Annotated in this window: 21 protein-coding genes and 2 pseudogenes; 12 read left to right on the plus strand and 11 right to left on the minus strand. The window is 65.1% G+C overall.

All coding sequences use genetic code 11. The features are described from left to right. Positions 1–110: 110 nt before the first annotated feature. Both SLQ30_RS21620 and SLQ30_RS21625 read left to right on the plus strand, forming a co-directional pair. Entirely contained in the window at positions 111–992 is an 882-nt protein-coding gene (locus SLQ30_RS21620) for a haloalkane dehalogenase (RefSeq protein ID WP_319448722.1), read from the plus strand. After that, on the plus strand, positions 989–2317 hold the full coding sequence (locus SLQ30_RS21625; RefSeq protein WP_319448721.1) for an FAD-binding oxidoreductase: 1329 nt from the start codon (positions 989–991) through the stop codon (positions 2315–2317). Before SLQ30_RS21620 ends, SLQ30_RS21625 begins: the two co-directional genes overlap by 4 nt. A 146-nt stretch (positions 2318–2463) precedes the next feature. On the opposite strand, the gene SLQ30_RS21630 is transcribed toward SLQ30_RS21625, so the two are convergent. Both SLQ30_RS21630 and SLQ30_RS21635 read right to left on the minus strand, forming a co-directional pair. Beyond that, positions 2464–3252 (minus strand): ATP-binding protein, encoded by a 789-nt coding sequence (locus SLQ30_RS21630; RefSeq protein ID WP_413468118.1) that lies wholly within the window; start codon positions 3250–3252, stop codon positions 2464–2466. Further along, positions 3252–4141 (minus strand): annotated as a pseudogene (locus SLQ30_RS21635) (Mu transposase domain-containing protein); the annotation flags it as partial. The pseudogene SLQ30_RS21635 and the gene SLQ30_RS21630, both read right to left, overlap by 1 nt. Before the next feature lie 770 nt (positions 4142–4911). Between SLQ30_RS21635 and SLQ30_RS21640 the strand changes: the two are divergent. After that, entirely contained in the window at positions 4912–5070 is a 159-nt protein-coding gene (locus tag SLQ30_RS21640; protein ID WP_319448720.1) for a hypothetical protein, read from the plus strand. A gap of 186 nt (positions 5071–5256) precedes the next feature. Here the strand turns inward: SLQ30_RS21640 and SLQ30_RS21645 are convergent, their stop codons facing one another. Together SLQ30_RS21645 and SLQ30_RS21650 are read right to left on the minus strand one after the other, a co-directional pair. Continuing rightward, the gene (locus SLQ30_RS21645) at positions 5257–5970 is read right to left on the minus strand and encodes an SDR family NAD(P)-dependent oxidoreductase (RefSeq protein WP_319448799.1); all 714 of its coding nucleotides are present in this window, start codon (positions 5968–5970) and stop codon (positions 5257–5259) included. A gap of 63 nt (positions 5971–6033) precedes the next feature. Continuing rightward, positions 6034–6630 carry a TetR/AcrR family transcriptional regulator gene (locus SLQ30_RS21650; RefSeq protein WP_319448719.1) on the minus strand — a complete coding sequence of 199 codons (597 nt, stop codon included), beginning with the start codon at positions 6628–6630 and terminating at the stop codon, positions 6034–6036. A gap of 190 nt (positions 6631–6820) precedes the next feature. Between SLQ30_RS21650 and SLQ30_RS21655 the strand changes: the two genes are divergently transcribed. The 6 genes from SLQ30_RS21655 (at position 6821) to SLQ30_RS21680 (ending at position 12161) form a co-directional block, all read left to right on the plus strand. Beyond that, positions 6821–7408 (plus strand): carboxymuconolactone decarboxylase family protein, encoded by a 588-nt coding sequence (locus SLQ30_RS21655; protein ID WP_319448718.1) that lies wholly within the window; start codon positions 6821–6823, stop codon positions 7406–7408. Between the two features lie 17 nt (positions 7409–7425). Beyond that, entirely contained in the window at positions 7426–8721 is a 1296-nt protein-coding gene (locus SLQ30_RS21660) for a cytochrome P450 (protein ID WP_319448717.1), read from the plus strand. Then, positions 8718–8906: a ferredoxin gene (locus SLQ30_RS21665; RefSeq protein WP_319448716.1), complete on the plus strand. Its 189-nt coding sequence runs from the start codon at positions 8718–8720 to the stop codon at positions 8904–8906. Before SLQ30_RS21660 ends, SLQ30_RS21665 begins: the two co-directional genes overlap by 4 nt. Positions 8907–9255: 349 nt before the next feature. Next, positions 9256–10500, plus strand: coding sequence for a cytochrome P450 (locus SLQ30_RS21670; protein WP_319448715.1), 1245 nt, complete (start codon positions 9256–9258; stop codon positions 10498–10500). Positions 10501–10540: 40 nt separating this feature from the next. Then, complete coding sequence (locus tag SLQ30_RS21675; protein ID WP_319448714.1) at positions 10541–11323, plus strand: coniferyl-alcohol dehydrogenase; 783 nt, start codon at positions 10541–10543, stop codon at positions 11321–11323. A gap of 67 nt (positions 11324–11390) precedes the next feature. After that, positions 11391–12161 (plus strand): enoyl-CoA hydratase, encoded by a 771-nt coding sequence (locus SLQ30_RS21680; protein ID WP_319448713.1) that lies wholly within the window; start codon positions 11391–11393, stop codon positions 12159–12161. Between the two features lie 136 nt (positions 12162–12297). On the opposite strand, the gene SLQ30_RS21685 is transcribed toward SLQ30_RS21680, so the two are convergent. Continuing rightward, on the minus strand, positions 12298–12921 hold the full coding sequence (locus tag SLQ30_RS21685) for a TetR/AcrR family transcriptional regulator (protein WP_319448712.1): 624 nt from the start codon (positions 12919–12921) through the stop codon (positions 12298–12300). Positions 12922–13140: 219 nt separating this feature from the next. Here SLQ30_RS21685 and SLQ30_RS21690 point away from each other — a divergent pair, with 219 nt between their 5' ends. Beyond that, entirely contained in the window at positions 13141–14163 is a 1023-nt protein-coding gene (locus SLQ30_RS21690) for a hypothetical protein (protein ID WP_319448711.1), read from the plus strand. Between the two features lie 422 nt (positions 14164–14585). Here SLQ30_RS21690 and SLQ30_RS21695 read toward each other — a convergent pair whose 3' ends face one another. The 6 genes and pseudogenes from SLQ30_RS21695 to SLQ30_RS21720 form a co-directional block, all read right to left on the minus strand. Continuing rightward, positions 14586–14786 carry a hypothetical protein gene (locus tag SLQ30_RS21695; RefSeq protein WP_319458337.1) on the minus strand — a complete coding sequence of 67 codons (201 nt, stop codon included), beginning with the start codon at positions 14784–14786 and terminating at the stop codon, positions 14586–14588. A gap of 133 nt (positions 14787–14919) precedes the next feature. After that, entirely contained in the window at positions 14920–15153 is a 234-nt protein-coding gene (locus SLQ30_RS21700; RefSeq protein ID WP_319448709.1) for a hypothetical protein, read from the minus strand. Between the two features lie 475 nt (positions 15154–15628). Next, complete coding sequence (locus SLQ30_RS21705; protein WP_319448708.1) at positions 15629–16588, minus strand: alpha/beta hydrolase; 960 nt, start codon at positions 16586–16588, stop codon at positions 15629–15631. 19 nt (positions 16589–16607) lie between these two features. Next, positions 16608–19061, minus strand: coding sequence for a CoA transferase (locus SLQ30_RS21710; protein WP_319448707.1), 2454 nt, complete (start codon positions 19059–19061; stop codon positions 16608–16610). Between the two features lie 75 nt (positions 19062–19136). Then, positions 19137–20273 carry a thiolase C-terminal domain-containing protein gene (locus SLQ30_RS21715; protein ID WP_319448798.1) on the minus strand — a complete coding sequence of 379 codons (1137 nt, stop codon included), beginning with the start codon at positions 20271–20273 and terminating at the stop codon, positions 19137–19139. 129 nt (positions 20274–20402) lie between these two features. Beyond that, positions 20403–20798, minus strand: a pseudogene (locus SLQ30_RS21720) (Zn-ribbon domain-containing OB-fold protein); the annotation flags it as partial. Positions 20799–21029: 231 nt separating this feature from the next. Here SLQ30_RS21720 and SLQ30_RS21725 point away from each other — a divergent pair. Together SLQ30_RS21725 and SLQ30_RS21730 are read left to right on the plus strand one after the other, a co-directional pair. Beyond that, on the plus strand, positions 21030–22502 hold the full coding sequence (locus SLQ30_RS21725) for a TetR/AcrR family transcriptional regulator (protein WP_319448706.1): 1473 nt from the start codon (positions 21030–21032) through the stop codon (positions 22500–22502). After that, entirely contained in the window at positions 22499–23269 is a 771-nt protein-coding gene (locus SLQ30_RS21730; RefSeq protein WP_319448705.1) for an SDR family NAD(P)-dependent oxidoreductase, read from the plus strand. The genes SLQ30_RS21725 and SLQ30_RS21730 overlap by 4 nt, the downstream gene beginning before the upstream one ends. Position 23270: the final 1 nt, after the last annotated feature.

Consider the following 23270-nt stretch of genomic DNA (forward strand, 5'->3'; position numbering starts at 1 on the left):
GCCCGACGAGCCCGTGTCTGCACCAACGTCGCGCCGAGGACGGGATCGTCGCCGTTGCCGGGCACATTTTTTCCTCGAAGACCGCCGAAACCTCTTGATAGGAGCCAAACATGACAGCGTCCGATCCGCATCCACGAAAGCGTGTCGCAGCCCTCGACACCGAGATGAGCTACGTCGACGTCGGCGAAGGCCAGCCCATCGTCTTCCTGCACGGCAACCCGACGTCTTCGTACCTGTGGCGCAACATCATTCCGCACGTCAGCGACATTGGACGGTGCCTTGCCCCCGACTTGGTCGGCATGGGGCTCTCGGGCCGATCGCCCGCCTACTCGTACCGCTTCGTCGATCATGCCCGCTACCTCGACGCCTGGTTCGACGCCATGAACTTGAGCAGCGCCATCCTGGTCGTCCACGACTGGGGCTCGGCGCTCGGCTTTCACCGCGCCTACCGGCATCCCGATCAGATCGCGGCGATCGCCTACATGGAAGCCATAGTCCAGCCGCTGCACTGGCAGGACCTCGGCGAATCCGGAGGAATCTTTCGCGCGGTCCGATCCAGCGAAGGCGAACACCTCATTCTCGAACAGAACGCCTTCGTCGAACAAGTACTGCCAGGAGCCATCATTCGGCCTCTCAGCGAGGACGAGATGGCGACCTACCGCGCTCCCTTCGCTGAACGCGAAGCACGGCTGCCAACGTTGATTTGGCCGCGGCAGGTCCCCATCGACGGCGAACCCGAGGACGTGACGTCGATCGTCCAGGCATATGGGCAATGGCTCAGTCACAGTCAGATACCGAAACTGTTCGTCGCCGGCGACCCGGGAGCGCTCATCACCGCGGGTAGCACGAGCCAACGGTTCTGCCGAACCTGGAACAACCAACGGGAAGTGACCGTCAAAGGCCGACACTTCCTCCAAGAGGACTCGCCAGCCGACATCGGGGCGGCACTGAGACAGTTCGTCACCGAGACACGCCGTTCGGGGCGCCCGTGACGATCAATCTCCCTGGAAGTGCCGATTACCTTCGGGCAACGACACCCCACAACTCGATTGTCAATCAGCGACCACGCGCCGTCGCCACGGTCCTCGACGCCATATCCGCCTCAGCGGCAGTCCAATACGCGTCCGCGGCTGGCTTGCGCGTGGCCATTCAGGCCACCGGGCACGGCGTGGCCGGTGACCTCGCAGACGACACCCTGCTCGCGGACAGTTCCGGACTCGATCATGTCGTGGTCAACCCGCAGGACCGGACGGCTCGGGTGGGTGCGGGTGCGTTGTGGCGGGCGGTGAATGCCGCCGCAGAACCCCACGGACTGCTGGCCGCCGCAGGATCAGCACCTGATGTCGGTGTCGCCGGCTATACGTTCGGCGGCGGAGTTGGGTGGCTCACCCCTGCTTTCGGCCTGGCGTCGAACGCACTGCTGTCCGTGACCTACGTCGATGGTGCCGGCAGCGTCCGGCTGGCCTGCGAGGACGCTGACGACGAGGTGGACCGTGAGGCACTGTGGGCGTTCCGCGGTGGCGGCGGCGTCGGCCTTGCCGTCGAGCTGCGCTTCGAACTCTTCCCCGTTACCGACGTGTGGGCGGGGTACCAGCTGTGGCCAGCCGAACACCTGGAGTCGGTGGTCGAGGCCTGGGCAGCTGGCCTCTCATCCAACACCCATATCGCGACCAGCCTGTCGATCCTGCACGCACCGCCGGGCTCGCCCTTCCCGGCCTCACTTCAGGGTAGGCCGGTGATCCACCTCGCCATGGCTGCGCCGTTAGGAGCCCGGTCCGCCGACGGGTTCCGCTCCGCCCTCGCCGATGTACCGACGCCCGTCGTCGACACCTGGGGCCCCGCAGATGCCGCCGCACTGGCGGGGATCCACCTCGACCCACCGACAGGTGCCCCCGCGCTCGGCATGGGGCGCTGGGGCGGCGCCGCTACACCCCAACGCGCACTGCGGATTCTGGGAGCTGCGACGGCATCGGAGACCCTGTCCGTGGTCGAGCTACGCAACGTCGGCTCGACGTCGAACGCGCGTCCAGGGGCGTTGACGTCACCCCCCGGACCGTTCCTTGCAGCCTCCGTCGGCGTCGTACCGACTCCGGAACGCCGCGCGCTGGTGGCGTCCGGACTCGAGCAACTCCGCACTTCGCTCGCCGACATAGACGTGGGCCGAGGCGCAGTCTCCTTCGCCGTCGGCCGATGGGGAGACCTCGACGCCTTGGTACCCGAGGACCGCCGCCGGCTCGAACGAATTCGCGCCGCGGTCGACCCAACCGCAGTCTTCCACCCCTCCCGAGTGAGCACCCACGAAAACAATTCCCCATGAACGGCACCGACGCCCCAGGTCGTCCCGGCGCCGTCGTCGGCGCACCGGACCGCGAGGGTCGGCCACCGTCGACGCTCTGCCACTTCGTCGCGTTCAGGTCCGCGCACGAGGGCGGGGAGAGTGCGTATGCAACACCCGCGAACAGGCTAGGGATCGAATGTCCTCAGGCTCAGCCCGCAGGCGCGATCCGAGTTGCGGACAGGCCCAGCAGCGCATCGGCGCCGGCGGCGTTCACGCAGAAAACCAGGCCGCAGCAGTGATTGCGACACCAACGGGCGACAAGATGTGAGGCCGTGGCGGCCTAGTTGCATGTGCAGAACGATCGAGGATTTCTCGTATCGGGTCGAGACCAGTTGGAAGAACAGGTTGGCGGCTTCGGTGTCGAACGGGATGTTGCCGACTTCGTCGATCACGATGAGCCCGTAGCGGGAGATCTTGCGCAGTTCGGCCTCCAGCCGGCCGATGCTGTGCGCTTCCGCCAGACGGCTGATCCACCCGGTCGCTGGGGCGAACGCGACCCGGTGGCCGGCTTGGGCGGCGGCAATCGCCAATGCGGTGGCCAGGTGGGTCTTGCCGGTGCCGGGCGGGCCGAGCAAGACGAAGTTGCGGGCTTCGGCCAGCCAGCCCCCGCCTTCGAGGCGGGCGATCTGGGCGCGGTCCAGGGCGGGTTGGGCGGTGAAGTCGAAGTCGGTGATCGTCTTGATCGCCGGGAACCCCGCATACCGAATGCGTTGCCGCGCTCCGGATTCGGCGCGGGCATTGGATTCGACCGCCAACACCGCGGCCAAGTAGTCCTCCAATGACCACGCCGCGGCACGGCCTTGTTCGGCCAAGCGGGCGTAGTGCCCGGCGATCCGGGGTGCCTTCAACAATCGGGACTGATGGGCGATCAGCTTGTCGACCTCACCCGGAACCGAGGTGCGTTTGGTGGCCATCAGGCGACCTCCCCAGTCCCGAACGCCACGTCATAGGTACTCAGATCGGCGACTTCCACATCGACCTGCAGATGGTCATCGGGCGATGTTCGACGGTGCAGATACTGCTGTCGCAGCCCGACGCCGCCGCGACGTGTGCTGGATCCGAAGCCAAACCGTTTGCACCCCAGACCCTTTCATGATCGGCGATCACGCGGTCACTACAGTGGGCGCGGACCCGGTCCAAGGTGGCGGTCACGGTGATCATCCGGCCGATCGCCTCGGGATGCACCGAATACGCACTGGAGCCGATCGCGACGTAGTAGTCGCGGCCCAACCGGCTGCTGACCGTGGTTCCGGTCACCGGTGCGACCGGCGGCAGGATGGCCATCGCCACCCGGTCGGCGATCAGCGCCTCGGCCGGGATCAGCCGGGTGGTGGCGTGGCGGCGCACGTTGGCCACCGAGGCCAGCCAGTCCGTGAGTTGCGTGTTGAAGTCCGCTGGTGAGGTGAAGGTCCGGCCGGGCAGGAACGACGTGCCGAGGTAGCCGTTCGCCCGCTCCACTACGCCCTTGGTTTCGGGGTCATAGGGTCGGGCCTGGATCAGTCGGGCGCCCAGCACCCCGCAGAACCCGGACACGCCCTGGGCCAGTCGGCCTCGTTGACCGATGCCAGACTCGTTGTCCCACAACAGTGTTCGTGACACGGCGCCAACGTCGCGGGAGAGCAACTGCCACATCCCGGCCAACAGGTCCCCGGTGATCCGGGACGGCAGCATCACCGCGGCAATGAACCGCGAATACGCCGCCACCATCACCAACACCGGAAACGACCGCAGCACCCCAGCATGGTCGGGCACCACCTGACCGGGGAACCACAGGTCGCAATGCACTCCGTCCATTTGTAGATGCGTTCTTGGACGGTTTGTATTGGCGACCACACGCGAGCTTTAGTCCGGACACGGAGCGCTTGGTCACGCTGCTCGCAGATCGTTCCAAGGTACGGATTCGCGCCCGCGCTTACGAGGTCGTAACCGGGCTTGCCGCCCGCGGTGACCACCTGGTCGGATTTGACTGGCTCTGCACTCGCCTGCGGGCGATGCCCATGTCTCACCGCGATTTGGAATGGTCCGAGTTCCTGCGGAAGGTCGAAGACGACTCCAACATTCGTCGCCTGCTCACTTGGGTGGAGCAAGAAGATCTCGCCCGCGTCGATTCCGACACGGCGCGACGGGCGATGCGAGTCCTTGCACTCGTCCTCACCACCACCGATCGCAGATTGCGAGATCGTGCAACGCGTGCGCTGGTGCTCATCGGACAGCGTCACCCGGTCGTCTTGTTCGATCTCACTACCGATTTCCTCGGGTTCAACGATCCGTATGTCCCTGAGCGGATGCTTGCGGCCTCGTACGGCGCGTGCCTACGGCGTTGGGCGCTGGAGACGGCAAACTCGACATTTACAGTCGCGCTCACGGCCTTTGGACTTGAGTTGCTCGAAGGGGTGCTACGGCCGAACGCCCCACACGCAACCTGGCACGCGCTCACGCGGGGGTATGCCATTGGAATCGTCGATGTTCTATTACAACTTCGGCCTCGAGCATTGACCCGACCGGACCGCGCGCTCCTAGTGTTCGGGCCTGGTCACGAACGTGCTGCGAGATATCCTCGCCCGAATGGGCCGGTGAGTCGCCGACTCGTTCACAACGCCGCCTCGACGGCCAACGTGCCCATCTGCGGGGCGTCCAACGAGGACTATGAGCGATTGGTCTTCCTCCACGCGTGGGCGACGTTCATCGGCTTTCGCGAGGCTGCGCGGAGCGTGCGCGACGGAGGCGGCTGATCTTCATATCGTCGGGCACCAAGGTCAATGGTGGCCCTCACGGACAGGGCTGTACGCCGCGAGCAAGGTGGCGGCCCACGCCCATGGTGTGCCCATTCGCCAATGAGCTTGAGTGCGCGGACGGCGCGGTCGCGTGCTGCAGGTCAACGGCGATGAGAGCGGTGACGGGACCGATTTCGGTGATCGTCATGTGTTTCGACCACCGTTGACGCCGATGAGTTGGCCGGTGATGTATCCGGCGCCTTCGGAGATGAGGAAGGCGCATGTGGCTGCGATGTCCTCGGGGCGGCCGATGCGTCGGACCGGTGTCTGGGCGATGACGTCCTCGACGGTGGTGGATCCGAAATCGCCTCGCTCGGCGGCGTTTCGCAGCATCGGGGTGTCGATGAAGCCTGGAGGGACGGCGTTGACGGTGATGCCCTGTGGACCCAACTCCAGCGCGAGCGACTTGGTGAGGCCGTTGACGCCCGACTTGGCCGCGACGTAGTGCGACTTCATCGGTGTTCCGGAATGTGTGCTGGACGACGAGATGTTGACGATCCGGCCCCAGCCGGCGTCGACCATGTCGGGCAGTACCACCTGGGTGGTGTGGAAGACGCCGTTGAGGTTGACGTCGAGCACCCGCTGCCAGTCCTCGAATGCCAAGTCACGGAACGAGACTGATCCTTCGAATCCGGCGGCGTTGACCAGAACGGTTACTGGGCCCAATTGTTCGCGGATGTCGGCGAACGTGCTTTCGAGCTGTGCGCGGTCGGTCACGTCGCCGGTGTAGGCGAATCCGGTGTCAGCGGGCTTCAGGTCGATCGTCGCGACGCGATACCCGTCGCTGGACAGCCGTCGGGCGATCGCTGCGCCGATTCCGGACGCGCCGCCGGTCACGACGGCCGTGCGTGGAGTCATTGTCACGTGTATTCCCTTCGTGGTGTAGCCAGGCTGAGTAGCGCTCGCCGTGTCGTGCGCTGTCTATCGGTCCAGTGGGTCGCGCTGCCGCTGCAGTCGCAGGCCCAAGATCCGTCTGCCGATGTCGACGAGCAGACTGCTCAGGGCGACGTCGTCCAGATCGTCCGGAGCACCAGACGCGGCACCGGTCAGGCCGGTGAGCGCCGCATTGGCCTTGATGACACCGGCGGGGCCGTCGTCGACCGCGGCCAGTACTGCCATTTCGCGTTCGATGACCGGCCGCCAGTCGGAGTGGCTCTGCAGAGCGGAGATGACGCTCGGATCGAACGTCAGAACGGCGGCCAGCGACCGATTCCGGGCCACCACTTCGGCGAACCCGGTAAGCATCAGTGTGGCCCTGGAACGGATGCTGCGCTGTCGTTCAGCTGCTTCCAGAGCGGCACGTATCTGCAGCAGTATCGGCTCCATGACCGCGATCAGAAGTTCCTCGCGTGTGCGGAAGTAATAGTGGACTGCAGCCTTGGTGATGCCCAGTTCGTCGGCGATCATCTGGTGTGACGTCCCGGCGAAGCTGCACTCGATAAACAACGCCGTAGCGGCGCTGAGCAGGCGCTCCCGCGTTCCGGTCGCGTCGCCGAGCCTGGTCACCGCGGCATTCATCGCACTCCTCGTGTCACCGTCCGCGTGGGACGTCGTTGATGACCTTACTGACCTTGCGGACATCAGGACACTTACCGTTAGGTAAGTCACAAACTATCCTAAAGGATAGCTCACTCCTTTCCTTTCGGTTAGTGTCGGACGCGGGTCGGAAAGACGACATCGGACTCCCAATCGCCGTGAGGAGCGCCACATGAGGTTCACGCCGTTGCCGCCGGGACAGTGGGATGACCGCACGCGGGACTCGCTCGCCAGCGCGTTGCCGCCCGAACGGCGTAACCCTCGCGACGCTGGGTACGCGCTGGCGACGCTGGCGCGTCACCCAGATCTCGCACAGGCGTATCTGCCATTGGGCAATTACCTGCAGGCCGGCTCGACACTTCCGGCGCGAATGCGCGAGCTCGTCATCCTGCGGGTAGCGCATCGCACGGGATGCGTCTACGAGTGGACGCACCACATACGGCTCGGCAAGCGGAAGGGCCTCTCTGACGATGACATCGCCTGTGCAGCAGATGGCCGAGCTCACCTTCCCCGCGAGCAAGCCGCGCTCACCGCGTCCGACGAATTGTTGGCGAGCTTCCGTGTCTCCGACCAGACGTGGGCGACGCTTGGCGAGCACCTCGACGACCGACAGCGGATGGATCTCGTCTTCACGGTCGGCGGTTATCTCTTACTTGCCATGGGGCTCAACACGTTTGGGGTGAACCCGGAGGACCGGGGCTGGCGCGACGAGGTGCACGACACCGGCGCCGCACCCACCACCCATGACCACCGACCCTGAAGGCGAAGGAGCACAACATGTCTCACGACACCGAGGCGAAGGACTTCTTCCGCGACGACGACCTCGTCGAGGACCCCTTTCCCTACTTTGCCGAGCTGCGCAACACGTGCCCGGTACAGCGGGAACCTCACCACGGCGTGGTCATGGTGACAGGGTACGACGAGGCCGTACAGGTGCTCGGCGACGCGCAGACGTATTCATCGTGCACGGCGGTCACCGGGCCCTTCCCGGGATTCCCCGTACCGCTAGAGGGCGATGACGTCTCCGACCTCATCGCCCTGCATCGAAACGAACTGCCCATGAGCGATCAGCTGCCGACGCTCGACCCGCCGACGCACACCGACCATCGGTCCCTGCTGATGCAGCTGATCACACCCAAGCGGCTCAAAGAGAACGAGACGGCAATGTGGGAGCTCGTCGACGCCGCGCTCGACGACTACCTCACGGCTGGCGGCGGCGAATTCATCACCGGGTTCGCAGCTCCGTTCACGTTGATGGTGATCGCCGATCTGCTCGGTGTGCCCGAACGAGACCGTGCCGAGTTCTCCGAGCGCATGGCCGGAGGGCAGCAGACCGATCTCGGCGTCGGCAACACCAACGACGTGGCGATGCAGAAGGATCCACTGCAATGGCTCTATGACCGATTCACCGACTACATCGCCGAGCGCAGGCGCGCCCCACGCCAGGACGTATTGACCGGCCTAGCCACGGCCACCTTTCCCGACGGCTCTACACCCGACGTGCTCGACGTCGCGAAGGTCGCCTCCAACCTCTACTCCGCCGGCCAGGAAACCACCGTCCGACTGCTCGGCGCCGCGCTCCAAATCCTGGCCGAACGACCCGAACTGCAAGACCTGCTGCGGCGCGAACCTGGGCGCATCCCGCTATTCATCGAAGAGACGCTGCGGATGGAAAGCCCCGTCAAGGGCGACTTCCGGCTCTCGCGGATCCCCACCACCATCGGCAGCGTCGACGTGCCGGCGGGCAGCACCGTGATGGTACTCAACGCCGCGGCCAACCGTGACCCGAGCAAGTTCGACGACCCCGACACCTTCGACGTCGGTCGCGCGAACGCCCGGCGCCACATCGCCTTTGGACGCGGAATCCACTCGTGCCCCGGTGCGCCGTTGGCCCGGGCGGAAGCGCGGGTCACCGTGGAGCGACTCCTGCAGCGCACCACTGCGATCAGGATCTCCGAAGGGCATCACGGCCCGCCCGTCGCCCGTCGCTTCGGTCATCTACCGACCTTCATGATGCGCGGTCTGACCGAACTGCATCTCGAGGTCGTCCCGGTCGAAAGCGCAACGTCGTGAAGGCAGTCGTCGACGACGACCGGTGCCGCGGCCACGGCGTCTGCGTGGCCATCTGCCCCGAAGTGTTCACACTCACCGACGACGGCTACGCCCGAGCCGAAACATCAGACGTGCCAACAAAACTCGGTGACACGGTCACCGAGGCCGTTGACGGTTGTCCCGAGCACGCCATCGACGTTGTCTGAACGGTGCTCGCCCTCGAATGCCACGTGTGACGCCGTTGATCAGTCGAAACGTCAGCTGGACGTGCAACTCATCTGCCTGGTTCTGCGTCGCGGCGCTCGGCGGCCGATTGCCTTGGAATTGATCCCGAAAAAGGTTCAACTGTGGCCGTTACTGTATTACAGTCGATACCTCCGGCGAGGCCGCTGGTCGAAGCCTGTCTGGGACTCCCGACCAGGACCTGACGGCCGAAGTCGAGCACGTGCAGAATCGTCGTCGTTGCACCGAATGGAGATACTGGATGCCTGGAGTGGGCCGATGACCGCGATGGGCGTGGTTCAGCCAGTCGATCCCCCTCGTGGTGCTCGGCGGGTGGCTGACGTCGTGGACATCGATCTCACCGACTCCGTCGGCTTTTCGGAGGGCGTGCCCTACGACGCGTTCGATGCGCTGCTCGCGGCTGGTGGCATCGCGTGGCATGCCGAGGCGCCCATCGACGGCGCCCTCGGCCACGGCGGCATCATCCAGTTCGCCGACAGTCCCGGATTCTGGGCGGTGACGAGTCACCGACTGGTGGAAGAGGTGTCGCGCAACCCATCGCGGTTCTCCTCCGAAGCCGGCTCAACACTGCTGGAAACCGTCACGCCCGAGACACTTCCACTGCTGCGGGCCTCGATGATCAACATGGATGCGCCTCAGCACCTGCGGCTGCGACGCATTCTGTCGCCGATCTTCACGCCGCGCGCCGTGCGGAAACTCTTCGACTCGGTCGAACTGAACGCTCGCGAGATCGCGAGCGCGGCCGTTGAGAACGAGCCGTGTGAACTCGTCACCAGCGTCTCGGCCGAACTGCCCCTGAGGGTTCTGGCCGACCTGTTTGGAATGCCGCACGAGGACCGCCACCTGCTGTTCAAGTGGAGTGACGCCGCCCTCGCCACCGAGAAGGCTACCGACGCCGACGTTGTGTCAGCGGGCCTGGACGCCTACGTCGAGTCGCTGGGCTACGCGCAGCGGATGGCCGAGGAGCGTCGCGCCCGGCCGCTCGACGACATCGTGAGCATGATCGCCAACGCGGAGGTCGACGGGGACCGCCTGAGCGACTCCGAATTCGCCATGTTCTGGATGTTGCTCGTCGTGGCCGGCAACGAAACCACCCGGAATGCCGTGTCCGGGGCGGTGATCAGTCTTGTCGAGCATGACCAATGGAGTTGGCTTGCCGCACATCCGGAACACCTGCCGACTGCCGTCGAGGAGCTGCTTCGCTACGTATCACCGGTCCTGCACTTCCGACGAACGGCGACAGAAGACACCGTCCTGGGAGATCAGCACGTCAGAGCCGGGGACAAGGTGGTCGTTTGGTTCAACGCCGCCAACCGGGATCCGGGCGTCTTCACCGAGCCCCACCAGCTCAACCTGCTTCGGGATCCCAACCCTCACTTCGCATTCGGCATAGGCCCGCACTTCTGCCTTGGCGCCCATCTTGCCCGCCTCGAGCTCACCCACATGCTCGCCGAACTACTCGACCAAGCCCCACATCTGCACCTCGCCGGAACTCCGACTCGTTCGCCGTCCAACTTCATCAACGGCATCAGCGCACTCCCCGTGGCGTTTCGGTGACCACTCGACATGGCCATGACGCGAATGGAGCACCGGGACGATGACTGCTGAACAGCGTCGAATCGTCGTGGTGGGCGCCGCATCGGGAATCGGGGCGGCGACCGCCACGTACTTTCACGAGCGTGGCGACTACGTGCTGGGCGTCGACGTCCGCCCTCGACAGACTGGGGTGTCGGACTGGATCCAGTGCGACCTGCGGGAGCCCGTCGAGATCAAGGATCTCCTGGCGCGGATGGGCTCAGGATGGGACGTCCTCGCTCATGTGGCGGGCGTACCCGGAACGTTGCCCGCGCCCGACGTCGTCAAGATCAACTACCTGGGCATGCGGCTCGTGATCGAGGGCACGCTTCCGTTGATGCGCCGAGGCGGCGCGGTCGTCGCGGTGGCTTCCACTGCTGCGGCCGGATGGGAACAGAACACCACTGAGCTGGCCGGCTTGCTGGAGGCCACCGACCCGGCAACCGTTGATCGTTGGCTAGCCGACCAAGACCCGGCGATGGCCTACTACACCTCCAAGCAGGCAGTCGTGTCGTACGTCAAGCGAGTCTGCGGATCGGCGTGGTCGAAATACGGCGTACGGGTCAACTCCGTGAGCCCGGGCCCGGTTGAAACACCGATTCTCGTCGACTTCGAGGCACACATGGGTAAAGAAGTACTCGACGGTGTCCGGAATACCGTCGGGCGACACGGGACCGTCGACGACATCGTCCCGGTGATCGCGTTTCTCGGTTCGAGCGATGCCCATTGGGTCAATGGCCAGGACATCCAGGTGGACGGCGGATTCACCGTGTCGCTGTTCAACCAGCCGCCGATTCCGGTGTGAGGGAACATCATGCACGCCTGGGACGAGACCGACGTCAGCTGGCCGGCGACGTCGAAGGGTAGTGCCCATGTCTGATGGCACGGTCGAGGTCGAGGTGACCGACCGCCTGGCCGTGATCACCCTGAACCGGCCCACGAAACGCAACGCCTTGACTGTCGCCCTGTTGCGGGCCCTGACCGCGACCATCGACAGGGTCGGCGCTGACGACGACGTCGACGTGCTGATCCTTACCGGTGCAGACCCGGCGTTCTGCGCGGGCCTTGATCTGCAGGAGGTGGGCGCCTCCGGCGGCGCACTCGTTGCCGGCGGTGAGACGGGTTCGTCGTCGCCGTGGCCCGCGTTGACCAAACCCATCATCGGTGCGATCAACGGGGCCGCCATCACCGCTGGTTTCGAGATCGCGTTGCACTGCGACTTCCTGATCGCCAGCGAGCACGCGCGCTTCGCCGACACCCACGTGGCCGTCGGGGTGATGCCGGGCGGCGGTCTATCAGCCTTGTTGCCTCGACGCATCGGATTTCCGCGTGCAGTCGAGCTGAGTCTCACCGGCCGGTTCATCGGCGCCACCGAAGCGCACACACTCGGCCTGGTGAATCACGTTGTCCCGCATCCAGATCTGATGGCGACGGCCCGAGATATCGCGCGCGACATCGCGGCGAAAGATCAGCGCGCGGTGCGCACGTTGCTCGCCAGTATGCACCGCATCGTCGCCGCCGACGGTGACGAATCCGCGCTCGCCATCGAGCGTGACACAGCACGAACGTGGCTACGCTCGTTCGACCATGCCGACGTCGAGAACCGCCGCGAAGCGGTCATGACTCACAATCGCCGCCAGTAGTTTGTTCGAAAGGGCGTCTGTGAACGCGCCAGGCTCTGACGAGAGATAGCTGAACGGCCATTCCCGTCGGGATTGACACCCCGCGCTTCGCAGCCCTTTCGGTCTAGCGCACCGATGGAGGGGTCAATGCGGTCAATCATTGGGCAGAAGAATCCCCTCCCGCTGGCACCACGCCCCAGACGGATGTGAGCCAGACCGCGCTGATCACGTCGACGAGTTCCTCGCGCGCCTGGGGGTCGGCGGTGTCGCCTGCACTGAGAAGTGACCAGACAGTCATGCCGAACAGCGCGTCGACGAGCATCGGCAGGTTGTCCGAGGCTGGACGGACTAGGTTGACCGACTTCAGCAGGCCGACGACTTGACAGACTTGGCGGCCAGCCTGGGCGGTCAACTCGTCCCACAGTCGTGCTAGCTGCTCGTCAGACGATCGCGCTTCGACAACGGCAGCGATGAGTGCGTGATGTTCACGCCAGATGCCAATCGCATCGCGGGTGAGATTGCGGGTGATCAGTCCGGGAGGTTGTGTTAGGTCGAGGCCGTCGGTCAGTGGCCGAGCGGCAGCGAACTCGGCCCACACTTGGCTCAATGCGGCAGCGAGAACCGCGTACTTGGAGTCGAAGTAGAAGTAGAAGACAGGCCTAGTGACACCGGCGCGTTTAGCGATTTGCATGACCGACAGTTCGGCAATGGATGTCGTCTGGAGTAGGTCCAGCACTGCGTCGATCAAGCGAGCCCGCTGCAGATCACCGCGACCCGGCATGCGGCGATCACCTACCAGTCGACGCGCTGCCGGTTCATTCATCTTCACGTCACCACTCCACCACGGATGCGCCGCTACCGGCGCCACCGCCGGGCCTATTCTAGGTACTTGACGTCCGGTAGGGAATACCTGACACTATGTCAGAATACCGTGGTAAATCCCCGAGTGAGGGTCTAAGGCTGCGCGGCGGACGGATCACACTCAACGCGAAAGGGCAACGTGTCCAAGTTCGACTTAGCCACCGCTGAAATCGTCCCGTCCGTGTCGCTGGTAGACGCGCTACTGCAGGACCATTCAACGCGCGACAAGCAATTCCCGGGACTCCACAACGACCTGGTGTTCCTGTGGGCGATGGTGGATACGGAGAACGGCAAGCGCTATCAGATGGTTCGCACGCTGTCAGCCAGCGCGGCCTTCGACTTCACCCTGCACGAATGCAAGATGGACCTGTGGGCCTACCCCCGAACGGTGCGCATCCCGGGCGAGACCGACCTGTATTGGGGACCGATCGTGTGGATCGAAGTGGACGGCAACCAGAACGTGTTGCCGGCTAACCTCTTCATGGCCGCTAAGCACAGCATGACGGTTTCGATCGGACCAAAAGTCTATGTGTGGAAAGAAGATGACGTCCTCGATGTGGTCCTTACCCCACTGCCGTCCAACGTGACCCGTATTGACGTGCCCGGCCGCCCCGACGATGTCGGCTACACCAGTTCCGGGTGTTCGGTCGCGGGCAGTATCGAAGGGTCGAAGATCGTGGGCGGGTACGGCGGCCTCGACCGCATGTACTGCCTGCCCGGCATGAGCGCGCACGTTTCCAAGATCGCTCAGTTGGAGCACTATTGGTTCGTTTGGGGGGCCGTGTTTGACGACGGCCACTGGGAGACGGGCAACACCATGCTTGGGGCGGGTGGCTATGCGACAGCGACCTTCCACCGCCAGGGTGAACCACCGGTCGTCGCCATCAACGACAATGTAAAGTCCACAGTCACTTGGGATACCAAAGATGGTGTCTCTCAACCACATCTGGCGAGCCTCTCGTTCGGAGGCCACACCTTCGACTTCCAGGGCACCCACAATGCCGCGGCCTGCGCTGCGGCGTTGGGCATTGCCTGGCTACACGGCACCGTGCAGGAACGGGGTGGGATAGTCCCGGTCAAGAGTTGGTCGACGATGGAAGTCATCCAACGCAGCTGGGACCGCAACCACAGCGAGGGCGGTCGTGCAACGCCCCGAGGCTAGCCAGCCGGGCAGCGCGCATGGGCGCAGGACTTGGACGCGGAAAACCCAATAATGAAGCGGGGTTCGGTTGCGAGGGAGGACGTCTCGATGACGAACGCGATGCGCGTGGCCCTGCCAAGTTGTCCATGCACTCAGCCCATGGGAGCACCTCGTGGGGACCGGTGAGCATGTCGTCGTACAACAGTTCCTCCGGTGAGCGCCCGTCGCGTGCGGCGCGGGCGCGCAATGGAGTCGGCGGCGTCGGGTTCGTAGTTCGGCGGGTCGCCCAGCTCCCAGGTCTTGTTGAGCGGGAATTGCATAGCGCCGGTTTCGGCGACGTCGGCGATGATGCTCCGCTTGACCTCCAGGTTGGCGATGTCGGCCCGGCCCTGGAACGTGGGGGAGCCGGCCCAGGGGTTGACGGTGCCGTCGAAGGCAAGCAGTCAGTCGATGGCGCGGGCGGCTACCACCCCGGTCATTTTTAGCCCCTGTTCGTTGGCTTGCTCGATGGCATGCAGCGTCTTGTGGTAGCCATGGCCTGCGGTGGTCTGGGCCAGCGAAACCAACAGCCGCCGCCCGGAATACCGCATCATCGCGTGGATGTCTTCCATCTCTTCATCGAATTGGGTGAAGTCCGAGACCACTTGCAAGAAACCAGTATTCGTTGCGGCGACCGCTTAGGGGATACCGACTAATTCGTCGCGGGCCGCGCGCCCAGATCCGGGGCGTCCGCGCCGGTGCTGGTCTTGTGCTGTGCTGTGCGCGACGTGCTGAAATTCATTGCGCCGGAGTTGATTCCGGCAGCTGTGCGTGTCCCATCACGAACAGTCGCAGCGGGCCGTGCGTGACCTGGATGGCGAAGTCGAGGTCATGTGGGCGCGATTGGAGCACGTCGGGGTGCTCCTCGAAGGTCTCCCATATCCAAGGCAGCCCTTCGTGCAGCGCTGTGCCGAGGAGATCTTCCACGCGTTCCATCAGTTCGATGAGATGATCACGGTCGGCTGGTCGCACGGGCGCAAAAGTCGGCGTACGTTGTTCCGGCTCTTTGAATCTAGAGAGAAGTGATTGCCGCCGCGTTCGCCCGCCGGCATGGCCGGCTACAGCGAGCAACTGCCCACCTACGAGGTGAGTTAGCGGCATGGCTTCGCGCGACGTGCTACCGCGCATCGGATGAACTCCGTGGTCGGACCCGGATACTTTCAGGTCACCTCGAGCGCCGATCTGCCCGATGGGCTCGCGGCCGTGGAGAAGAGGTGGTTACGGGAACGCCGTGCCATCGCGGCCGACGTCGCCCGGATCCTATGGAGCGCCGCGGGCGGTAACGGTGACCCGCTCGCGCGGCTTGCGGCCACGGTCAGTGCACACCTCAGTTCCTACTTCACCGCAGCGGTCAAGATCGATGTCGGGGAACGGTGGCAGACAGCAGCCGACCTCGCCTACGACGCCATCATGGCGGCGCTGGAGCGGAAAGACCCGGCGTCACCCTCTAGCTGTCCATCTGCGCGGACTGGGTGGCAGCTGAGACCTGATGAGGCCCTTTGGTATTGCTGTCGATATCAACGTCATCGGCCCAGCGCGCGAAGCGGTTCCACAACCGCGATCGATTGGGTGCCACGTTGTGGTTGTGACCGGCCGCGGCCAGTTCGTAGAGCGTGATGTCGGGGCTGCGGCCGAACTCTTCGGCGGTCGCTCGGGCATTTCCGGTGATGTCGCACTCGCCGAAGCCGAGGAAGACCGGCACGTCGATGGCGGCGACATGGGGCCCGGCGCCGCGCAAGATCGCCGCCAAACCGCAGACGGCCAGCAATTCGGATGTGCTGGCGGAGATGGCCGTTCGGGCCTGCTCGGAGATCTGCATTCCTCCAATGAGCAGCTCCCAGACCGCTGAGCTCCCTGGTGGGCGGGGGTCGTCGAAGCGCTGCTTGGTCAACCAGACGAGCTGCTCCTCGATGGCGTCGGCGTCACCGAGCACGGCTCGCTCGGCATCGGACAGACCGGCATCCATTTCCGGCAGTCCGAACCGCTGGCTGTAGGACCAGCCCAAGAGTCCGAGTGCGTCGTAGCACCGGTGGCGACCCTGGGCGATTACGGTGAGCATGGCGCCCGTGGAGTGGCCGACCCCGATCGCTGGGCCCGGATGTCGTTGGTGCAGTTCGATGATGGCGGCCGCGTCCCGGTCGGCGACGTAGTTCGGCGTCAGTTCCCAACCGTCGCACCCGGCGGGGCTGTCCCGGACCCCGGGGTGGTCGATCGAGATCACCGTGAAGCCTTGGCCGGCCAGGTGGGCGGCCATGCTCAGGGTGCCGTCGGAGTCCCCGCCGTCGAGGTCGAAGTAGTGCCGCGACATCCCGCCCCCGGGCAGGCAGAACACCACCGTGCCGTTGGCCTCGTCGGGTTCGACGACCGTGGCCGCCAGGTCCGCCGCCATCACCGTTGATCGCTGCATTGGGTTGTGCCTCTCGCCGCTAGACGCGCTCCAGCGTGGTTTCGCCGACCGCGCCTGAGATGACCAGCGCATCGATTTCGCTTGGGGCGTAGCCCAGTTCGGTGAGAATGCGGCGGGAATCCTGGCCCGGCGTCAACGCCGGGCGGCCGACAGTGCCCGGAGTGTCGGACAGGTCGAAGTAGAGCCCGCCGACACGCATCGCGCCCATGGTCGGATGGTCGAACGCGGTGACGAGCTTGTTCTCCTGCGCAACGGGGTCAGCGAACAACCGCGACGCGAAATCCGGATCGGCGATCTCGCACGGGACTCCGGCAGCGTCAAGTCGATCGAACCAATGCGTTGCCGTGTTTCCGGCAAAGGTGGTGGTCAATTCGTTGACGAGGGCGTCGTCGTTGACGCGGCGGGCCTGCGAGTCGGTGAAACGCGGATCGTCGGCCAGGTGCGGGCGATGTATGGCGTCACACAATTCGCGCCATTCCTGGTCGTCGAAGACCGCCAGACACAGCCAGTCGTCCAGGGTTTCATACAGCCGGTATAGGGCGCTGTATCCGTATACCTCGGCGTCCGGTTGCTGGCGGTCGCCCGACCTCGAACCGTCCGGGCTGGCCCATGCGGTCGATGCATTGAGTAGGTGGGCATAAAGGATCGAGGTGCGCACGAACTGGCCCTCCCCGGTACGGTTGCGGTCCAGCAGTGCCTGGATGACCCCGAGCGCGGACAGGAATCCGGTGCCGGTGTCGCCGAGTGAGGTGGTCGACCATATGGGTCGGCCGCCGTTGTCCATTCCGCCGTCGAGCCACTCGGTGCCGGCCAGAGCCGAGGCGGTCTGGTCGTTGCCCGGATCCTTCTGCCGCGGGCCGGTGTCGTGGCCGATGCTGTGCGAGTAGATCAGGTCGGGCTTGATCTGGCGCAGCGTCTCGAAGTCGACGCCGAGCCGCTGCGCGGCGCCGTAGCGCATGTTGTGGGCGACCACGTCGGCTTTCGCGACGAGGCGGTGCAAAACCGACAGCGCTTCAGGATCTTTGAGGTTCAGGATGATCGATTCCTTGTCGCGGTTGCAGCACATGCCGATCTGATTGCGCATCCAGCCCTTGTCGCGGGCGGTATTGACCTTGATCACCCGGGCCCCCAGCTGCGCCAGAACCTGGGTTCCGAAGGGTCCGGCGACGGCCAGACCGAGGTCGAGAACGACCACCCCAGCCAGGGGGGACGAAAGTGTCTTTCCCGCAGCAACTTCGGGCCGCCCGGGTTCCGGGGCTGCGTCGGCTTCGGCGCGCACGTCGTCGGTGTGCTGTCCGGCGGCGACCGCCGGCCGCGGCGGCGTGACGGGATGCCGGGACAGCTCCAGCACCCGTCCGACCTGACGAATCGGCCCAACTTCGGGGTCGTCGACCTCAACCACGCAGCCGTCGGCCAACAGCGTCGGATCCAGCAGCGCCTCTTCCGGCGAGCGCACGGCCTGAACCGGAACGCCGGTTTCGGCGGCCAGCTGGACCCAGGTTTCGGCGGGAAACCGCCTCACCGCCTCGGCCAACACGGGCTCATAGGCTTGCAGCACCACGATGTCGTCAGAGCCCGGCTCGATCCGCAGGCTCGCCGTCTTGGTCGAGACGAGTTCGGAGTCGGGCTCGGCAAGCTTGTCGGCGACGCCCAGGATGAACTCCGGCAACGCCACCCAATGGTGGGTCCACCGGTCATCTGCCGCCCGGAAGAAGCCCTTCGGAGCCCGTGGGTCGAAGATCCAGGTTTGAAAGCCGCGCTTATCTGCATTCTCCGCGGCCTGCCACGAGCCGAGCGTGGTGGCCAGGACGCCATGCAGCAGCGACGCATTGACGTGTTGGCCCCTGCCGGTGGTTTCGCGGGCGAGCAAGGCGGCGTTGACGCCGATGGTCGCGATGTAGAAGGTGGCCAGACTGATCCACGGCACGCCATTGAACAACGGCCCCGGCCGATCCGGGCCGGTCCAGCATTCCGGCGGGACATCGAGGTCGGGTAGCGGGCCGGGCACACCCGACAGCTGTGCCGTGATTCCCTCCGGCGTGCCGCGACCCGCCCACTGGTATCCGGTCCGGGCAGCCACCAGCGCGTCGATCGCGGGCCGGTCGGCGTGCGGACCGTCCGGTCCGTAACCGGTGATCGAGCAGTAGACCAGACGTGGATTCAATGCAGCCAAGGTTGCGTAGTCGATGCCGAGCCGGGAGGTGGTACCCGGTGAGAAGCTCTCGATGACGACATCGGCCCTGGCTGCCAGCGCCAGAAAGCGGCGGTGGTCGTCGACATCCTTGAGATCGAGGAAGGCGCTGCGCTTGCCCCTGTTCCAGACCCGGTAGCCCGACAGTTCCCGCCACGGGTCACCGCCCGGCGGCTCGATCTTGGTGACCCGGGCCCCCTGGTCGGCGAGCAGCATTCCGCTGAGCGGCCCGGAGATGCCCCGCGAAAGGTCCAGCACCTCAAGACCATCCAATACGCCCATCTGAGTCTCCTTGTCCGTCAGTCTCTTGTCGGTGGCTGATGCGCGGGTACCAGCTGGCCACGTGGTGCCGATCATCTAGGTGTCTTGGCCAAGGATGAGGCCGCTGGGTCCGGCGGACACGACCACGTGCTGGGCGCCTGCGACTTGGTTGACCGCAGTGCCCCGAATCTGGCGGACGCCTTCGAGGATGTTGTTGATGCCGTGGATGTAGGCCTCGCCGAGCAGCCCGCCGTGGGTGTTGACGGGCAGCGCGCCGCCCAGTTCGATGTTCCCGCCGGCGATGAAGTCCTTGGCCTGACCTGGCTTGCAGAAACCGTAGGCTTCCAATTGCAGAAGCACTGCGGGGGAGAAGTTTTCGTAGATCATGGCCGCATCGATGTCGTCTGCGGTCAACCCCGCGTCGCGGTACAGCTGAGCGGCTACCGCGGCGGCCTCGTCGAATCGGCCCATGTCGGAGTGCTGGTAGCCGATGCCCGCAGTCACCCCGGCGGCGTGTGACTGGGCAGCAGCTTCCACGATGACCGGCACATTGGGGCCCCTGCGCGCCACCTCGCGGGAGGTGATGATCAATGCAGCCGCGCCGTCGCTTTCCTGGCAGCAGTCGAGCAGGCGAAGGACGGGTTCGACGATCCACCGCGAGGCCTGGTGGTCCGCCAGTGTGATGGGGCGGTTGTAGAACCAGGCGTTGGGGTTGGTCGCAGCGTGCTTGCGCGCGACGACGGAGTAGCGCCCGAGATCTTCGTTGGTGACACCGTTTTCGTACATGTAGCGCTGGTACCACAGCGCGTACTTGGCGGCGAAGGTGTTGAGTTGACGCCCCCCGGAGACGGGTTGTTTCGGGTTGGCACCACCTGAGGCTTGGCCGTAGCGGTGTCCGGAGCGTTCGTTGAGGGCCCGGTAGACCAGCACGGTGCGTGCCGCGCCGCTGGTGATGGCGGCAGCCGCCATGCCCACCACCGCGGAGGCGACATTGCCGCCCCCGGGGGTGCGGCCGGCCCAGGTCAGATCGTTGATGCCCAAGCAGTCCATCAGCGCGGGTTCGGTGCTGTTGTCGATGGTGAAGGTGACCATGCCGTCGATGTCCGACGGTTCCAGCCCGGCGTCGGCGATCGCCGCCAGGGAGGCCTCGGCAGCCAGCTGCAATTCGGTGCGACCGGAGTTCTTCGAGAACTCGGTCTGCCCGATGCCCGCGATCGCGGTACGGCGCCACATGTTCACAGGTGGGCGTGGCCGCAGGATGAATGGCTGGTGTGTCACCCGGCTGTGCGGCGACTGCTCCGGTTGGCTGTCGGCACGGCGGAACGTCAACCGGTCGGCGCCCGTACCGTCACGGAACGCGGCCTCGACGGCCAGACCGTTCACGACCTGCGCGACGGGGGTGTCGACGACCTCGGCGACGAACCGCACTCCTTCGTCGAGTTCGACCGCGGCGATCACGTGGTCTTCACCCTCGGGTGCGCCCTGGCGGGGAATGACCCAGCTGTAGACGAATCCACGCCCCGACGCCTCGACTGAGCCGAATTCCAGCCCATGACAGTTCCCGCACATGGGCCGCGGCGGCTCCTGGATGCGACCGCACGCCGCGCAGCGTTGGAGCAGCAGTTTGTCCGCTGCGAAACCGTCGTGCTGAAACTGGTCGACCCGCAGCGACTCTCGGGACGTTTCGGTGTACAACGGGTGTCCCTTCAGTAGGCGACGGGTGTTGATGGCGTCGCATGGGCGGGGACGAGATACCATCACAGTCGGTGCGCGCCGTTGGCCATCGCACCTCCGGTTGATAGGGCTACGCGGGCCGCCTGGGCGGATGCAACGTAGATAGTACTGACTATCACGATACGACTCGGTGACGCAATCGACAGCGAATGATTCCCGACTATGATAGTAATAACTATCGCGGATTAGTACGGTTCAGACCACCGGTGGCCGATGGCTTGGCTGCCAGCACTGCCGGTCGAGGAAGGGAACCCAGTGGCTGGAGAATCGAATGTGCAGAACGCCAGCGGTGCCGCCGCCGCTGTGCCACCCATCGGCGACGCTGCCGAGAACCAGACCCGCCGGCGGATGATTTCGGCTGCGGTCTCTTCGATCCTCGAAATCGGTTTCTATCGCACCACGTCCAACGAGATCGCTCGTCGCGCCGGGCTCACCTGGGGAGCGATCCAACGTCAATTCGGCACCCGTGAGGGCCTGATGCTCGCGGCCTTTCAGAACGAATGGCAAGAGCTCATCGACACCATGGGTGCGCGCGTGGACGGCGACACCACCGAGCAGCGTATCCGCAGCTTCTTCGGCATTCTCAAGTCCCACTACTCGCGACCCGAGTACTTCGCCGCAGTTCAGATCGTGATGAACCTCCGGCAAGATCCCAAGACGAGCCAAGCCACCCTGGACGTCATCGAACAGATGTCCCGCAAGACCAGTGGCACGTTCAACGCGCTGCTCCGTCAAGTGCTACCCGACGCTGATTTCGACTCGGCACCGGCGAATCTGCTCTTCTTCACCGTCCGCGACTTCTACATTGGGCTGCATGTCGAATCCGCCACCAGCCTGGCGGAGACCTTCCAACGGCGTCTGAAAACCATTGCCAGCCAGGAGGAACTGATAATCAGGGCGCTGGAGTCGATGGTGACGGCCGAGGGGTCGACGCCAGCTGAATCCGGCCCGCCCAGCGTATCCGCTCTACCCCCCCGAAGCTCAGGGCAAGGCGTCTCGTTTGCTCGTCCGGATGCCGTGTCCGCTGCCACAATCGGCCGTCTGCCGCTCGGCTTCGCCGTCGCCAAGTACACACCCGCAGAAGGAGGCGGTGTCATCGTCGTCTATCTGTGCGATGCCGGGGATGTTCATCACGCCACCTTGGCGGGCATCGATTCTCCTTTGACGCCCGGACGCCACCAAGCCACTGTGTCCGAAAACGATCGGACGAATTCGTTCGAGCTGACGATCGAACCACGGGGAAAGGTCTTCGACCTCACCGCCACCGTGGACGGCGCATTCGCCCACGGCATCGGGATCGTCGATCCCGAGTTCCCCAAATCACTGCTGGTCAGCTGGTCCTGGGGTGGCGAGCAGGCCGCAGGCATCGTCAAGTACGTCATCAGCGACGAGCCCCACACGATCGTGCCCACCTATACGTCGATCGTACTGGCGGCCAACGGATTCGACGACGTGCTCGGCGGCCGGGCCACCGGCTTCACGTCCAACGGATTTCCAGGTCGATACTCGATCGTCTACGACGGACTCGGGATGAACTTCGGGCCGTTCGCGTGGACGATCAGCGAGCGCGGCAGCGCGCTGGAACTCACCTGGGACACCGGCACGCGGCGCGCGATCGAGGGGTTCGGTTTCCGCGATCCCGACAGCGATCGGTCGATCGTCGCCGTGTATTGGCCCACTGGACCGCAGCGGATGCCGCTGAGCCCACCCAAGCGGAGTGCGCTATGACGATCCATCCCATGCGGTCGCGCGACGAAAGTCCGGGCCGGGCAGCCGTGGTCACTGGCGGGTCGTCCGCAATCGGGTGTGCCACCGCCAAGCGGCTCGCCCGTGCCGGCTACCTGGTGGTGCTCGGTGCCCGCCGAGTCGAGGTCTGCGAGGTGGTCGCCGCCGAACTCCAGGCCGAAGGGGCAACCGCGTTCGCGGTACCCCTGGAGCTCGCCGACATCGCCTCCATCGACAGTTTCGTGCGGGCCGTCGGGTACCTCGTTGGCGCCGTCGACGCGCTGGTCTTCAACGCCGGTCGGTCCTGGCCGGGGGATTCCTCTGGCATGGATGCGGCGGCGATGCGTGACGACTTCGACACCAACGCGCTTGGTGCCCAACACCTTGCCGCGAAACTGATGCCGGCGATGACCGAGAAGGGCAGCGGAGACGTCGTCTTCGTAAGCTGCGAGGTTGCAGTCTCGGGGATGGCGGCCTCCTCGGCGTCCACGGCCGCGCTTGAGACATGGAGTGCGATGTTGCAAGCCGAACTGGAAGGTACCGGCGTCCGGGTCTCCATCGTGCGGACCGGAATGACTATGACCGAGGACCCAAGCGCCACCGGACTGCGCGGCATGTTGATGGCCTGGCCACCTAAAAATGCGCTGCGGGAACGCAATCCGGTTGATCTCGATGACATCTCACGAGCTGTCGCAACCGTCATTGACCGTCCCAACCGCGGCGCTCTGCGCGCAGTCGAAGCCAACGAGAGAATCGGAGCCGTGTTGTGAG

The sequence above is a fragment of the Mycobacterium sp. RTGN4 genome, from assembly GCF_033804635.1.
Taxonomy (GTDB): Bacteria; Actinomycetota; Actinomycetes; order Mycobacteriales; family Mycobacteriaceae; genus Mycobacterium.